The 14,185-nt window shown below is 59.6% G+C and carries 14 protein-coding genes and 1 pseudogene; 13 read left to right on the forward strand and 2 right to left on the reverse strand.

Annotated elements, in window-relative coordinates:
- Positions 1-85: 85 nt before the first annotated feature.
- Positions 86-1,066, reverse strand: a complete 981-nt coding sequence (locus WHX55_RS16400) for a LysR substrate-binding domain-containing protein (protein WP_201783881.1) — start codon at positions 1,064-1,066, stop codon at positions 86-88.
- 117 nt (positions 1,067-1,183) lie between these two features.
- On the opposite strand from WHX55_RS16400, the pseudogene WHX55_RS16405 reads away from it, so the two are divergent.
- The 10 genes and pseudogenes from WHX55_RS16405 to WHX55_RS16450 all read left to right on the forward strand — a co-directional run.
- A pseudogene (locus WHX55_RS16405) lies at positions 1,184-1,953 on the forward strand (transposase); the annotation flags it as partial.
- A gap of 892 nt (positions 1,954-2,845) precedes the next feature.
- Positions 2,846-3,583, forward strand: a complete 738-nt coding sequence (locus WHX55_RS16410) for a hypothetical protein (protein WP_353740818.1) — start codon at positions 2,846-2,848, stop codon at positions 3,581-3,583.
- A gap of 113 nt (positions 3,584-3,696) precedes the next feature.
- The gene (locus WHX55_RS16415; RefSeq protein WP_353740819.1) at positions 3,697-3,912 is read left to right on the forward strand and encodes an AlpA family transcriptional regulator; all 216 of its coding nucleotides are present in this window, start codon (positions 3,697-3,699) and stop codon (positions 3,910-3,912) included.
- Between the two features lie 4 nt (positions 3,913-3,916).
- Entirely contained in the window at positions 3,917-4,795 is an 879-nt protein-coding gene (locus tag WHX55_RS16420) for a ParA family protein (protein ID WP_353740820.1), read from the forward strand.
- 14 nt (positions 4,796-4,809) lie between these two features.
- Positions 4,810-6,348 carry a ParB family protein gene (locus tag WHX55_RS16425; protein ID WP_353740821.1) on the forward strand — a complete coding sequence of 513 codons (1,539 nt, stop codon included), beginning with the start codon at positions 4,810-4,812 and terminating at the stop codon, positions 6,346-6,348.
- Positions 6,349-6,364: 16 nt separating this feature from the next.
- Positions 6,365-6,916: a DUF2857 domain-containing protein gene (locus tag WHX55_RS16430; RefSeq protein ID WP_353740822.1), complete on the forward strand. Its 552-nt coding sequence runs from the start codon at positions 6,365-6,367 to the stop codon at positions 6,914-6,916.
- Positions 6,910-8,115, forward strand: a complete 1,206-nt coding sequence (locus tag WHX55_RS16435; RefSeq protein WP_353740823.1) for an STY4528 family pathogenicity island replication protein — start codon at positions 6,910-6,912, stop codon at positions 8,113-8,115. Before WHX55_RS16430 ends, WHX55_RS16435 begins: the two co-directional genes overlap by 7 nt.
- Before the next feature lie 150 nt (positions 8,116-8,265).
- Positions 8,266-9,021 carry a PFL_4669 family integrating conjugative element protein gene (locus WHX55_RS16440; protein WP_353740824.1) on the forward strand — a complete coding sequence of 252 codons (756 nt, stop codon included), beginning with the start codon at positions 8,266-8,268 and terminating at the stop codon, positions 9,019-9,021.
- Positions 9,018-9,518 (forward strand): DUF3158 family protein, encoded by a 501-nt coding sequence (locus tag WHX55_RS16445; RefSeq protein ID WP_274076491.1) that lies wholly within the window; start codon positions 9,018-9,020, stop codon positions 9,516-9,518. The genes WHX55_RS16440 and WHX55_RS16445 overlap by 4 nt, the downstream gene beginning before the upstream one ends.
- Before the next feature lie 5 nt (positions 9,519-9,523).
- A complete protein-coding gene (locus WHX55_RS16450; protein WP_150752588.1) occupies positions 9,524-9,952 on the forward strand; it encodes a single-stranded DNA-binding protein in 429 nt (142 codons plus the stop codon).
- 93 nt (positions 9,953-10,045) lie between these two features.
- Here WHX55_RS16450 and WHX55_RS16455 read toward each other — a convergent pair whose 3' ends face one another.
- Positions 10,046-10,273 carry a hypothetical protein gene (locus WHX55_RS16455; RefSeq protein ID WP_223462070.1) on the reverse strand — a complete coding sequence of 76 codons (228 nt, stop codon included), beginning with the start codon at positions 10,271-10,273 and terminating at the stop codon, positions 10,046-10,048.
- A gap of 141 nt (positions 10,274-10,414) precedes the next feature.
- On the opposite strand from WHX55_RS16455, the gene WHX55_RS16460 reads away from it, so the two are divergent.
- The 3 genes from WHX55_RS16460 (at position 10,415) to WHX55_RS16470 (ending at position 14,128) form a co-directional block, all read left to right on the forward strand.
- The gene (locus WHX55_RS16460) at positions 10,415-10,759 is read left to right on the forward strand and encodes a helix-turn-helix transcriptional regulator (protein WP_150752590.1); all 345 of its coding nucleotides are present in this window, start codon (positions 10,415-10,417) and stop codon (positions 10,757-10,759) included.
- 109 nt (positions 10,760-10,868) lie between these two features.
- The gene (locus tag WHX55_RS16465; protein ID WP_353740825.1) at positions 10,869-12,845 is read left to right on the forward strand and encodes a DNA topoisomerase III; all 1,977 of its coding nucleotides are present in this window, start codon (positions 10,869-10,871) and stop codon (positions 12,843-12,845) included.
- Between the two features lie 755 nt (positions 12,846-13,600).
- A complete protein-coding gene (locus WHX55_RS16470; RefSeq protein WP_353740826.1) occupies positions 13,601-14,128 on the forward strand; it encodes an STY4534 family ICE replication protein in 528 nt (175 codons plus the stop codon).
- Positions 14,129-14,185 lie beyond the last annotated feature (57 nt).

Raw genomic sequence — 14,185 nt, forward strand, 5'->3', positions numbered from 1 at the left:
GCATGTGTTGAGCGGAAGATCAGTTTGAGGCTATTAGACCTGGATCTACTCAAGTATCAAACAGAACTTTTAATTGACGGCTAAATTATTCTTCAGCGCAATCGTGTTGACTTATCACACCAGCTGACTGGCCACCCGTCGTCTCCGCGATAGACTGCTGCATCCAAGCGCGGAAACGCGCCAATGTCACTTCATTCCAACGCTCACGCGGTCCAACTAAATAATAGCCTCCGAGCCGAACATCGGTTCCAAGCAACTCGACCAGCCGCCCGGTGCGCAGATCATCGGCGGCAATTAGGCGTGTCGCGAGTGCGATTCCCTGCCCCGTTAGGGCCGCGTCGACCGTAAGATTGGCTGACCAGAGCCGCGGCCCGTTCAACACTACTTCATGCCCATAGCCAGCCTGATGGAACCATTGTCGCCATTGATCGCGGCTTTCCTCATGTATCAACGGCTGACTCACAAGATCGTCAAGAGAGCGGATGGGTGCGTTCTTGCTGATCCAGTCCGGGCTAGCGACCGGGAAAATCCGCGGCCTTTCCAGCAAAATCCAGCGCACATTCCCCTTCGGCTCATCCAAATAACGGATATCGACATCGGCGTCGTAATGCGCGAAATCGGGCTCTAGATCGGTAGCGCGCATGACGAAATCAATACCGGGCAGCGCAAGTTGGAGCTGGTTAAAACGCGGCGCCAGCCAGCGCGTCGCGAGACCAGGGACACACCAGATTCGTAAAACCGAGCGGCTTACCGCCGGACGCAATTCCGCCGTCGACTTGGCGATCATGTCGAAAGCCATTCCCACAGTCTCGGCAAAAAGCCTGCCTTCCGTAGTCAGCCGAATGCCTCGTGGTCCAGCATCCACAAGTCGCGTGCCAAGCCAGGATTCAAGATTTCGCACATGGCGGGAAACGACCGTATGGCCGACATTGAGATCATCCGCAGCCTTGCGCATCGAGCCGAGCCGGCTCACTGCCTCAAAGGCGCGGACCATCGAAAGCGGCGGTAGACGTCCGCGTTTGGCGCCACTTTCTAGCTCCTCTTCTGGCGATTTGGTTTTGCGCAAGCATGCCTCCTTGAAAGTGAGTGTTTCCACAAGTCTAAACGTCATAATGCCGAAAACCCCTCCTGTGCGAAATGAAATCCGGGGCTCGTTCCCGAAGAGACGCACAGAGGTAAGACGAAGCGCCTATCGCTGACGGATCCTCAAGCCCGCTGAACCGCAGCTTCAGGTCGCTCGGCGCTCTACGCCTATTCCACGAACTATCCGATCGATACCGAACACGGCGTCATCGTGGATGTGGAACCCACACCGGCTGATCGAACCATAAGTCGAGAGCACCAAGAAGATGATCGATCGGGTCGAAGCGCAGTTCGACATCAAGCCGGAACGCCTCATTGGCGACACCACTTACGGTACTGCGCCGATGCTGGCCTGGGTGGTGGAGGAAAAAGACATCGAGCCGAATGTGCCGGTGTGGGACAAAACTGAGCGCAAGAACGATAGCTTTTCGAGTTACGATTTTCACTGGAATGAAGAGGCCGAGGAATACCGCTGCCAAGCCGGCAACTTATTACGCCGCGAATGGCGAGCCTCCAAGAACGAGCGTTTGCACCTCACCAAAGCCAACACCATCATCTTCCGATCCTGGCAGACCGACTGCGTAGCTTGTCCGATGAAAGCCAAGTGTTGTTTCGCAAGCTCGCCGCTTCCATGAAGCCACTCGTGATGTGGATCGGCGCATCGCAGCGAGGGCGTAATACGTGCGCTCTCGCCACGAACGTAAGAGGTTCGAAATGATGTTCGTCCACCCTCTAGCGCATACTGAAACTGGATCGCCTGAGACTACGTGGCATGAGTGGCGCGACCGATGAGTTCACGCTGGCGCTACGGTGCAGAGCCTACGACGGCCGGCCAAATTGACATCTCACGGGCCACCAGTCATAGGATAGATGCGCCTGCACTAAGCCAAAAACCTCAAATTATCCCAATAACAAAGCAACAAAGGTCAACGAAGTGCCGAGAAACCACTCAATGTGGTGAGTAGGTTCTCCGGTGGTGGTCGTGTTTGAGTTCAGGCGAGATGAAAATCCGACTTTTTTCAACATAATCAGCCGAACGCAGCCCTTTGCCATTGCTCCATTTGGAGGGCTGACGGCCGGATATTAAGTGGGTGAACGACGGAGGATGCCGTATCCAGACCTACAGGGGTTGAGTTTGCGTCCGTGCGATACTCACCGAGCTGTTACGAGCGATTGCCTTTGCGCAATTTACAATGGTTCGCTGCACCGAAACAGCACCGGACCAAAAACTGAAATTGGGTTTTTTAGCGTGCGGTGATTGATCCTTAGAATCCGCAGGCAATTGGGCGCTACATACTATTTGTCAAAAATTTGGCTCTACGAGTCATAGGTTCCCGTCATCGACAGGGCCTCCAAACAAACGGCAAACCGGCCTCGCCTGTAATTGACTGAACGTCAGCCAATCCTCATACGCCTTCACCGGACACAACCGTTTCAAGCCTGTTGCCGCTCACAGAGATCTGACCCAGTAAAGGCAGGGTCAAAATCGCATCAGTGCCAACACCAAGATGCTCAATGTGATCGAGGCGCTCAAGCCGGAGTTTACAATGCGCGTAAGTCAACTGCCTGTTCAAATGATCGGCGCTTCCCCCTGCACTACGTCAAAACCTGTCGCAACCGCGTCTCGTGCAGCGAACTATCTCCATGTAGAGCTGTCTCCATAATTGGATCCAATTGAGGTTTGGAATCTGGCTCGCTCGGAGGTCTAGAAGGATTGCCCGCGCCAGCGATTCTAGGACGAATTTAGCAGGAGGCTTTTACAATGGTCTCGATCAGAAGCTCCTATCACCCTATCGATGCCGCGATCCTCTGGTGCAACCTCGCCGACCATCAAGGCGAAATTCTGCAGGTAGATCTTTCTCACCCCGGTAGTCTGCTCAAGCATTTTCCGCAATGGCCCTTTCTCCATGCCTACGCCGAACGCATCTACGACGCCATCGTCTGTGGCGAGTTAGCCGCGACCTACCTTGGACGACCCATTACTTCTATCGATCAGGTTGAACGTGTCTATTGGTCCATCCGCCATTCTGATCTGCGGGTTTGGTTTGCACGCAACTGCCCGGAAGAAAAGCCAGCGTTCCTGTTTTCCCAGAATATCGACCATTCCGAATGCGTCAGCCTGACCGCACATCTGGCCCTGCAAGCGGAGCGAGACGCCGGCGCCCGCGAGATTGAAAAACTACGCCAAGAGCACTCGGCAATTGTCGATGAGGCGAAGGCTCACGCCCTCAACCATCACAAGCTATCAGCACAGCTTGGCACATTTGAGGTCCCCTCCGAGGCGTCCGCTTTCGTGCACTACACAATCATCGGCGCACTGCTGGAGGTCGCGCTGGGCAAGTCCAAAAGCGGCCGTCTGCAGTCGATTTATAAAAACCAGGCTGCGGTTGTCGAGGCCATTACTACACAATTCCCTGGTGTTCCTGGACTGAGTAAACGCACCCTTGATCGGAAATTTGCGGAGGCTCGCCGTCATTTGGCCCAGGCCTTACAGGCCTAAGGCCGAATTGCCAGGCAATGACCGCCATTGCCTGGCAATGATTTCTCTCCTTTGCCGACCTTCACTGATTGTCACATCCCACCACGCGCCACATGGCGCTACGGAGTGACATCATGCAATCCACCAGCCCTGCCCCTCTGTTAGCCGAGCGCCACATCATGCGTCGTGATGAGGTCGAACAAAAAACCGGATTCAAACGCTCACACATCTACAACTTGATGAAAGCCGGACTGTTCCCGAAATGCCGGCGCATCGGCACGCGTGCCGTCGGTTGGGACTCACTGGAGATTGAGCAGTGGGTTCAGGATCGCTTGTCGACGGGAGCCTAGTGTCATGAAAGTTCTTTCGTTGATCTCGACCAAGGGCGGCGCCGGCAAGACCACCGTCGCCGCCAATCTTGGTGGATTGCTCGCTGACTCAGGCTTGCGAGTTTTGCTGCTGGACCTGGACAGCCAACCGACGCTGTCCAGCTACTACGCCTTGTGCGAACTCCGAGAGGCCGGCAGTTACGAACTTATTTCGCAACGGCTCACTGCTCCCGAGCAGGTGATCACCACCACCGTCATTCAACACCTTGAATTGATCGTGTCCAACGACCGCGCCGGGCATATAAACACCCTGCTGTCGCAAGCGGACGATGGCCGCCTACGACTGCGCAACCTGCTGCCAGCCTTCCAGAATCGCTACGATGTGCTCATCGTCGATACCCAAGGCGCGCGCAGCGTCGTGGTGGAGATGGCCATCCTCGCCTCCGATTGCGCACTGTGCCCAGTCCCGCCGGAAATGCTCGCAGCGCGCGAGCTGCGCCGCGGCACGCTCGGGCTGTTTGAGGAATTGGAGCCGTACCGCTACCTGGGGGTCGCGTTGCCGTCGGTGAAGCTGTTGCTCAATCAGGTCAACGCCAATCGCCGCGATACCCGCTTGATTATGGAGAGCCTCCAAGATTCGTTTAAGGCCGATCCTCATGTCAGCCTCTGCGCCACAGTGATTCCCGATCGGGTGGCCTACCTCAATGCGGCCTCACTGGGGCTGCCCGTGCACCGCGTCGACTTCACTCCACCGGCTGGTAGCCATAGCCGTTGCGCCGCTGAGGTCATGCGTGCACTGGCGCTCGAGTTGTTTCCAGAATGGACCGACCTACTGAGCTCCCCAACAGCGTACGAAACTAGCCTAACGTCAACAGCTGACAGCCGACTTATCCGTCGCAGCTGATCCGAGGATGTGTGATGAAGCCACCGACCTCCGAAGAAATCACACGTCAACTGCAGCAAGCCCATTTCCCGCAGAAGCCGGACCGTGAGGTCTCGGCCGCTCCCGTCGGCGACACACCGATGGTCGTCACCCTCGAGCAACTGCGTCCCTACGAGCTCAATCCGCGTGTCATTCGCAATCCGCTGTATGACGAGCTCAAAGCCTCGATACGCGAACGCGGCCTGGACCAGCCGCCTTCCATAACGCGTCGCCCGAATGAACAGCATTTCATCATCCGCAACGGCGGCAACACCCGCTTGAGCATCCTCGGTGAGCTCTGGCAGGAAACCCGCGAGGAGCGTTTCTTTCGTATCCATTGCCTGTTCCGTCCCTGGCAATCCGAATCGCATGCCTTGCTCGGGCACTTGGCCGAGAGCGATTTGCATGGCCAGCTCACGTTCATTGAGCGAGCATTGGCTGTGGCGAAGCTCGAGGAAATGTTTCAGAAGCCTGGTGCCCCCCTGAGCCAGCGTGAGCTCTCCACGCGTTTGAACCAAGGTGGATACCCTGTCTCGCAATCTCATATCAGCCGAATGTTCGATGCGCTCGAGCATCTGCTACCTGCAATTCCACAGGTCCTCTATGCAGGTCTCGGCAAGCCCGCCATCGAGCGGCTCATCACACTGCGGCGCCGAGCGGAGTCGATCTGGAATCAGTATTTTGGTGATGCCCAACAATTCGCTCTGCTGTGGCTAGAGGTGTTGTCGACATTCGAAGGTGAAAAATCCGAACTGGATTCGAGTGCGCTGCAGGACGAGCTGATCGCCAAAATGGCAGTGATCCTGAACCAGACACCCCGCCTGCTGGCCCTGGAAATGCACCAGGAACAGCGTGTGCCGCCTCACGCATCAAACAACGCTCACCCTCTGCCTCTAAGCGTGGAGGACGATCCTCCACACCCGTCACCAGAAAACGTGCACGCCTCCGAAACATCAATCGAGTCGTCTAGTCCCGAGCAACGGCGAAGTGGCGGCGACCCTTCGTCGGCGCAAGAACCCCGCCTTTCCCATATTCGACAGGCGCTGAGTGACGAGCTGCCGGCTGTGAAGCAGCCCGGCGGTATTCATGACGTTCAATCACCGGTGAGCTCAGCTACACCACACACCATCGTGCTGGATGGCATCCGTGGCTTGCGCGAGACCTGCGCTGCGCTGGCGACCGATTTAGCCAAATATGCCGACGCCAGTGCATTGGTCAGGCCGCAAGCTGACGGCCTGGGCTTCACCCTGTCACTGGAGTACCGCGAGCGGCTCAGCCCGCGATACACCGGCATTCAGCTTCTGCTCTCAGCCCTGCTGCGTTTGCAAGATGACGTGGCCTGGGAACAACGTCAGCAGTTGCCGGCCGCGTTGTTTGGTCAGCTGCTGATCGGGGCCTACGACCTGCCATTTGCCGAACGCCCCTCTCTGACAGTTGGCCTCGAGCGGCTCCCCGATGCCCAGTTGGAGCAACTATTTGCGTTGATCCGCCACGCCCGGCGGCTGATCGATATGACGCTGTCGCCCACTCGTTAACGTGAGGAACTGCCTCATGACCACGACTTTTAACCTATTGAACCACGCCATGTTGAACCAGGTGTTGTATGAGCTGCGCCATGGACGCCTGCAGCGGTGCAAGGCCTTGGGGCTGGCAGATGAAGACATCGAGGTACTGCAGTCGCTACCACCAACCACCTTGTCCCATCTGGCGCACTCGTCCATAGCCTGGGTGGAGGTCAAAGTCGACACGACCGTGCTGCGACGCCTCATCGCCCAGGCCGAACGGGATGAACAAAACGAGCGGTTGATCAACCGGGCTCTCAAATTGGGCGCGAGTTCCAGCATCATGTACCGCTGCTTTGGCCTGGACCATTCGGAAACCGCGCTGCGTCGTCGCGTGCTTAAAATCCAGACCCACCGCGGTCGGCCGGTTCAGCTCAGCGAAGCGCAAGAGCATGCCGTATGGAACCGCTGGAGCCAACTGCGGGGAGACGATCCGGACAACGATCCACTGGACGCGATGATGATGCTGGCGGAGGAACAACACATCAGCCTGACCCTGATCTGGCAGCAGATTGAACTGTACGGAGGTGCGCCATGCTGAACTTCTACCAGGTCGACTGGCAGGATGTGGTGCGCCAGTGCTACGACGCGCTCCGGCGACGCTTGGAGTGGCAGGCGTCACAGGCCCAAATGGCTGCCTCCACTGCGGAGGCACCGCTACGGACCATCTACTATGGCGACAATGATCCGTTGCCCCAAGCGTTGCTGCTTGATCGCCGGCTGACGCCGCTGGAGCGCAACACCTGGCAGGTGTTGCGCTGGTTGATCACCGAACGCCGGGTGAAAACGCCTCGCTACCAGGACCTGCAGCCCTACCTGGCCACCAGCCCCTGCGGTTCCCAGGCATCACGCGAAACCATCGCCCGAGCGCTCAACGTACTCCGCACGACCCGCTGGCTCAGCTTGGTCGACCGATCCCGCGATGCGCAAGGCTGCTTGCGGGGCTGCGTTTACGTGCTGCACGGTGACCCGTTGACTCCCGCCGAACAGCTTGAGCTCGACGGCGGCTACGCATCGCTGCTCCAGCAGAACCTCACCCACGCCACGAAAGGCGTGCGTGACGTGGCGCAGCATGTGATTGAGGAGCTTTACGCAGACCCACAAGTGGCGGCGGTCGATAAGGAGAAACTCGCCTCACCTGCTATGCCAGCTCAGCAGCAATCGCTACCGCTAACCAGCGAAGGTGCGGAAAATTCCGAACCTGGAAAAAGCCACCAGGTTCAAACTGCAGGCGCATCGCCAGCGGATTCCGAACCCTGCAGCAACGCGCCGATTTCGACTGTGATTCGGAATGCCGACGCCGACCGTACAGTACAAAAAGAGAAAAGCAAAACAAGTACGGTACTGGCGCAGGTGGAGTTTGGCCAAGCCCGATGGCCAGAAGACCTACCACTAAGCCCAACCGAGCGTCGCCTGGCCATCCAGGCGATGCGCCAGCTCGAACCTGAACAGCAACAAGCAGTGATCAACGAAGCGGCGGTGCGGTGCGCCCGCGGCGAGATCCGCAAACCGGTTGCCTACCTGATGGGCTTGATCAAGCGCGCATGCCAAGGCGAATTTACTTTGTGGGCGGCTCGTGCCGAAACGACTATGCCAGTGAACAAGCCCCACCGCGCCCCGAAAGCGGAACCACCCTGCGAGCGGCCACGGCGCAGCGGCGAACGCACGGCCTCTCCACTCGCCTTGGCGTGCCTGGAGGAACTGAAGCAACGCTGTCGCGGCATAGGCGCAACGTCTTAATACTGGACGCCAGCGGAATCAATGCCGGTGCCATCAAATCTAGGGAAATCCACTGCCAGTAAATGCGAGCACATCAGCTTCGCGTTGATCCGCGCCGCGCCTCACTGAACAGCCCATTGTCTGCGTCATTCCGACGGCGAGGTACTGGCGATGGTCGATCACTATCAGCTCAACCTGGGCTCTCTGCGCAGCAGCATCACCCTCACTCTGCACACCCATCATGCCGCGCGGTTGTGGCAAGGCCGCATGGCCCGCGAAGGTGTGCACCCCATCATGGGCATGGCCGGCTACATCAGCGTCACCAACCTGCTCAAGCACGCGAGCAGCCAGGACGACCCATTTGCCGACTGGTTCATGCTCCAGCTGGAAGACAAGCTGCTGCAGGCCAAGGTCGAAATGCTCACATTGACCAGCCAGATCAGCCAGGTGGAACGCGACCTGCCCACCCAAGTCGATGTCGGCGACAACCTCAACATCCATCCCGTCACCCTGCCGCTGTTCATCGGCAGCCAGCTCGGCTTTCTCGCGGTCTACCTGCTGACCGACTACGACACCTTGGTGCGCCGCGTGCTGCTCGCCCATCACACCGCCTTGATCGGCCGCAGCGACATGGAAGTCTGGATCGATCGTGGCGCCCATCTGCTGCGCAGCCTGTTCGGTTTGGCGCAGCGTTACCGCCTGGCCGGGGTCAGCCGGGATGACATGGCCGCCAACAACGCCCGCGCCCGCGAGGCCATCGACAAGTTCGGCACGCCACCGCGAAACATTCTCGAGGGCAGCCGCCGCTCCCAATTTGCCCCACCCATCGCACGCAGTTCCACGGCCTCGATTCGCGATGAGCCAGATCAGGCAGAGACAGAGGCTCATCCTGCGCAGGGCATTCCATCCGAAGGGGGTGAAGCATGACCTTGGCCGAAGCGATCGTCCGACGTTTGTCAGCGGATGCCTATCGCGAGTTCGAACAAGGTGCCTCCCTAAAAGGCCTTTTAAAGCCTTTTAAGGGTAAGGGGGAACTGCAGCAATTCGCCGAGACGATCCTGCGCCTGCGCACCCGGGTCGCCGGATTGATGGGGGTGATGCTGACCATCATGGCGCAGCCTCCCTTCTCGCTCCTGGACCTGCGATTGGTCGTCCAGCACAGCGCCTCCGGAACCGATTTCCTGCGCTGGCGCAGCCCGGACTTCCAGCGCATGGGGGTACAGGTGTGGCAGCAGGCGATGGCACTTCCGCATCTGGCGCCTTCGCTGCGGGAGGCGCTGTACCAGTTGGAGGTCAACCGCGTCACCCTGAACCTGCAGATGAGTAGCCTGCAGTCGCTGTATCGCCAGGCCGAAACCGGCGTCAGCAAGCTGCACGCCGCCGAGACCATCTTCGATCTATCCCGTTCCCCCACCGAGGAGTAGCAAGCATGAGCACGTTCTTTGTTGGTGAAGGCAACATCGGCAGCGCCCCGGAGTTCCAGGAGTTCAACAACCCCCCGGATGAACCGCGACGCCTGTTGCGGCTGAACGTCTATTTCGACAATCCGGTACCGCGCGAGGGCGGCTACGAGGATCGCGGCGGCTACTGGGCCCCCGTCGAGCTCTGGCACCGGGACGCCGAGCACTGGAGCACCCTGTACCAGAAAGGCATGCGTATCCTGGTCGAGGGCCGGACGGTCAAGGATGAATGGGAGGACAGCGAGGACAACGCGCGGGTCACGTTCAAGGTGGAGGCCCGACGCATCGGCATCCTACCCCACCGTCTGGCCTCGGTGTCCATGCGGGAAAAGGCCAATGAAAGCAGCGGCTCCGGACGCAAGGGGGCTAGCAAGAAGACTCCACGCAAGTCCGGCTAAGCGGGTGGTCCTCAGTGGAATCACAGCCTGCAACGCGATACCCCTGAGGGCTCGCTGCCCGTTCGGCGCGCAACGCTGGATACTGCAGGTGGTTCAATGCCGCCGGGCCTCTCCCCGCTGATCAGCATCCAGCAGCTGCGTCACCTCAGCCAGGTACTGGTCCAGAGCAAGAAATGCCCGCCAGTGCGCCTGGCTTTCCTGAACCCATGCGATCAACCTCGCGCGCGCCTTCAGATTGTCCGGTTCCAGGTGGGTTGCCATGAACAACTCATAGGCCTTGATCGCTAACGCATCAGCCTCACGCTCGTTAGATCCGTCCAAGTCGTAAGCTCCGTTTTGACGGGCGGGTGATCACACTCAATTCAGGTGATACGCCTCATAGGGTTGCTAGTCAACCTTATGAGGCGTTCATATATTCGGGTTGCTGGTCAACCATACGGGTCGAATTGGAGAGCGCCCCCGTTGCCAGTCAAAGAGCCTAGCCCACAACACATCGGTCGCCAGTTGGCGAAGTATCGCCGCGCACGTGGTTTGACCCAAGAGCAAGTCGGCGAGTGTCTAGAAATCGGCGCCGAAGCCGTATCGCGCTTTGAACGCGGCGTGGTCGAACTAACTGTCAACAAGCTGCTGCAATTGGCCGATATGTACGGCTGTCCCGCCGATGAGCTGCTGCTAGCCATCAGTCCTCGCCCCCAGGACCAAGGCCAGAAAATTGCATCGCTGATCAAGGAGCTTGGCGAAGCAGATAAAAAATTTGCCCTGGAGTTTCTGCAAACGCTGGCCGCTCACCTCGCGCAAAGAAAGTAACCATTCACCTCCATTAAACCGCCGATATGAACTCGGCGCATTCAGGTTTTCGCTGGTTCTCTCACGCCACACCGCCACCCTATCGGTACCTCACCGAGAGGGCCGACGTATGCGGCTGTTTATTTGCGAAAAACCATCTCAAGCCCGCGACATCGCCCGCGTGCTGCAGGCCACCCGGCGTGGCGACGGCTGTTTGCAAGGCCAGGGGGCCACCGTCACCTGGTGCGTGGGCCATCTGCTGGAAACAGCACCGCCTGAGGCTTATGGTAATTACAAACGTTGGTCGCTGGAGGACCTGCCGATCATTCCTGCCCACTGGCAGTTGGTGATCAAACCCAAGGTCGCCAGCCAGCTGAAGGTCATCCAGCAACTGCTGCGCTCCTGCTCCGAGGTGGTCATCGCAACGGACGCCGACCGTGAAGGCGAGATGATCGCCAGGGAAATCCTTGAGCGCTGTCAGTACCAGGGACCGATTCTGCGCCTGTGGCTCTCCGCCCTGGACGAAACCTCGATTCGCCGTGCACTGGGCACGCTACGCCCAGGTGAACAGACCTTGCCGCTGTACCACTGCGCCTTAGCACGCTCACGCGCGGACTGGCTGGTGGGTATCAACCTGAGCCGGCTCTTCACCCTGCTCGGGCGCCGCGCCGGCTTCGACGGCCTGCTGCCGGTGGGGCGTGTGCAAACGCCGACGCTGCGCTTGGTGGTCGAGCGAGATCGGGCGATAGCGGGCTTTGAGCCTCAGCCGTTCTGGACCGTCGATGCGCAGCTGGAGGCCGACGGGACGGTCTTTCAGGCGCGCTGGCAGCCACCGACCGCAGCCTGTGACGAAGCCGGTCACTGCATTGACGAGGCGGTCGCACAGAGCGCGGCGCTGCGCTTGAGCCAACTGGGGACTGCCCAGATCCGCCGCATCGAGGTCGAGCACGTGCGCGAAGGCCCTCCGCTGTCGTTCGATCTGGGCACGCTGCAGGAGATCTGCTCGGCTAAGCTTGGCCTCGGTGCCCAGGAAACCTTGGCGGTGGCCCAAGCCCTGTATGAAACCCACAAGGCAACGACCTACCCACGCACCGACTGCGGCTACCTGCCGGAAAGCATGCTGGATGAGGTGCCGCGCGTACTCTACGCCCTGGCGGCGGCCGCCCCGTCACTCGGACAATGGCTGAAGGAGGCTGACCCCAGCCGACGCTCCCGGGCCTGGAACAGCAGCAAGATCACCGCCCACCACGGCATCATCCCCACTGCTGTGACGCTAGACCTGACCCAGCTCTCTGAGCGCGAGCGAGCGGTTTACACGCTGATTCGCGCCCGTTACCTCGCACAATTTCTGCCCGACCATGAGTACCTGAAAACCCAGGTGGTGTTGCACAGTTACGAAGATCAGTTGCTGGCGCGTGGCAAGCAAATCCTGGCACGCGGCTGGAAGGCGGTGATCGACGAGGCTGACGGCAACGAACCTGTAGAGCAAACCCAACGCTTGCCCACACTGCGCGAATCGGCAGCAGTGGCATTGACCGACACCACGATCAACGCGCAGCGCACACAGCCCCCAAAGCCCTACACGGAAGGCACACTGGTCAAGGCCATGAAAACCATCGCCAACCAGGTGGAGGACTCACGACTCAAACAGAAACTCAAGGACAGCTGCGGCCTCGGGACCGAGGCCACCCGAGCGGCGATCATCCAGGGCCTGATCGATCACGGGTACCTGACCAAGAAAAAACGCAGCCTGGTCGCCTCGGCGGCGGCACACACCTTGATCGAGGCCGTGCCAGCGGAGGTCGCCGATCCGGCGCTGACCGCACTCTGGGAGCAGGCGCTTGATCGTATTGAGACGGGACAGCTGAGCGTCGAAACCTTTCTCGCCAGGCAGGCGGAATGGCTGACCCGGCTGGTGCGTGGCCACGCCTCGCTCACCTTGCAGCCACCGGCTACCAAAGGCCCGCGCTGCCCCGTGTGCCGCAGCGCCATGCGCCAGCGCAAAGGCCGCACCGGCAGCTTCTGGTCGTGCACCCGCTATCCGGAGTGCAAGGGCACCAAACCGGTCGCCAAACCCAAGCGCACCAAGCAGCCAGGCGCCTTCTGAGCGGGCATGTGTGACTTGACGGCGTACGGCAGCACTGGTGTAGTAATCAGGTCCGTCGCCGCTTGGCGTACCCAGACCGATTCGCTCCGGGCAGCTCGGTCAGACTCGAAGAGTTCGGAGCCGCATTTCACTTTTTCTTCGGATTTCTCCCCAGCGTTTCAGGTCCCCAAGGTGGATGACCCGTGCGGCTTGTGTCAGGTCTCAGGGGTCATCCGCTTCGGCGACGATGCTCAGCACCGGTGCCCGCCGGCGAAACACTGGGCACCTTTTGTGCGCGGATGCGCGCCAGTTGATTTCGGCCCAGGCCACGACAAGGGTCGGTTGATCCAGGTGGATCGACAGCGGAGGTTTTGCGATGGACTCCGGTGTCACGTTACCGGGTCAAGGGTGGTCTAGCTCTTCCTAGCCTGATGACCGTCGGGCTATTTTTTCGTCACCCAGAATCCACTGAGTGCCACCCACTTCCGCCCGCCCGAGCCTCCCCTAATCCACTGTTGACGAGCCATTGGCGTAGTCTTATAGATGAACTGCACATCGTTGTCGCTGACAGCGTTCAGGTAGCCGGAACCTTCAAGGCTACGCCCGCTTCGGGTGGTTCTCCCTCAGTGCGATCAACGCTCGGCAGCTCGCACGGTCACCTGTCGGTGATGAGCGTCCTTCTACCGACCACGCTTTCTTTGCACCTCCCCCTTGCGGAACTCACCAGCCGCCAGGGCCGGTGGATATCCGCGTTTCTGCTGAACAGGAGTTCCACCATGACGACTGCAAGCAATAATGCTCCCACCACTTACTTCAACCTGCACACCCAAGGCATTGGTTACTTGAACCGCGTTCGCGAAGTCCCTGTACGTCGCGGGCAACCGTTCATGGCCTGTGACATTGCCGCCTTGCACGGGGCCTCGGACGACGTCGAGTACACCCGCTTCGACTGCAAGGTCGCCAGCGGTGAAGCCGAACGGCTGATCCGTGAACACCTGGAAGACGTCCGTGCTGAACGTAAGGTCCTGATCGCGTTTCGCATTGGCGACCTTTGGATTGACCCCTTTCTTTACGAAAAAGGCGAGCGTAAAGGCCAACCCGGTGCCAGCCTCAAAGGCCGGCTGATCTTCATTGAGTGGATCAAGGTCGATGGCCAGTTCAGCTACCGAGCACCGGCTCGCACCGACTCCCCCGCCGCTATCGACGCTGCAGCGGAATCGGACCAAGCCGACACCGTCGCCGAACAGCACCAACCCGCCTCTGCCCCCACGCGCAATTCCACCGCAGCACGTCAGTCTGCCTGAGGCACATTGACCGCCACCAACAGGCGCTCCCACGAGCGCCTGTTATCCACTCACGTC

Source organism: Pseudomonas fluorescens, from assembly GCF_040448305.1.
GTDB classification, from domain to species: Bacteria; Pseudomonadota; Gammaproteobacteria; order Pseudomonadales; family Pseudomonadaceae; genus Aquipseudomonas; species Aquipseudomonas fluorescens_BH.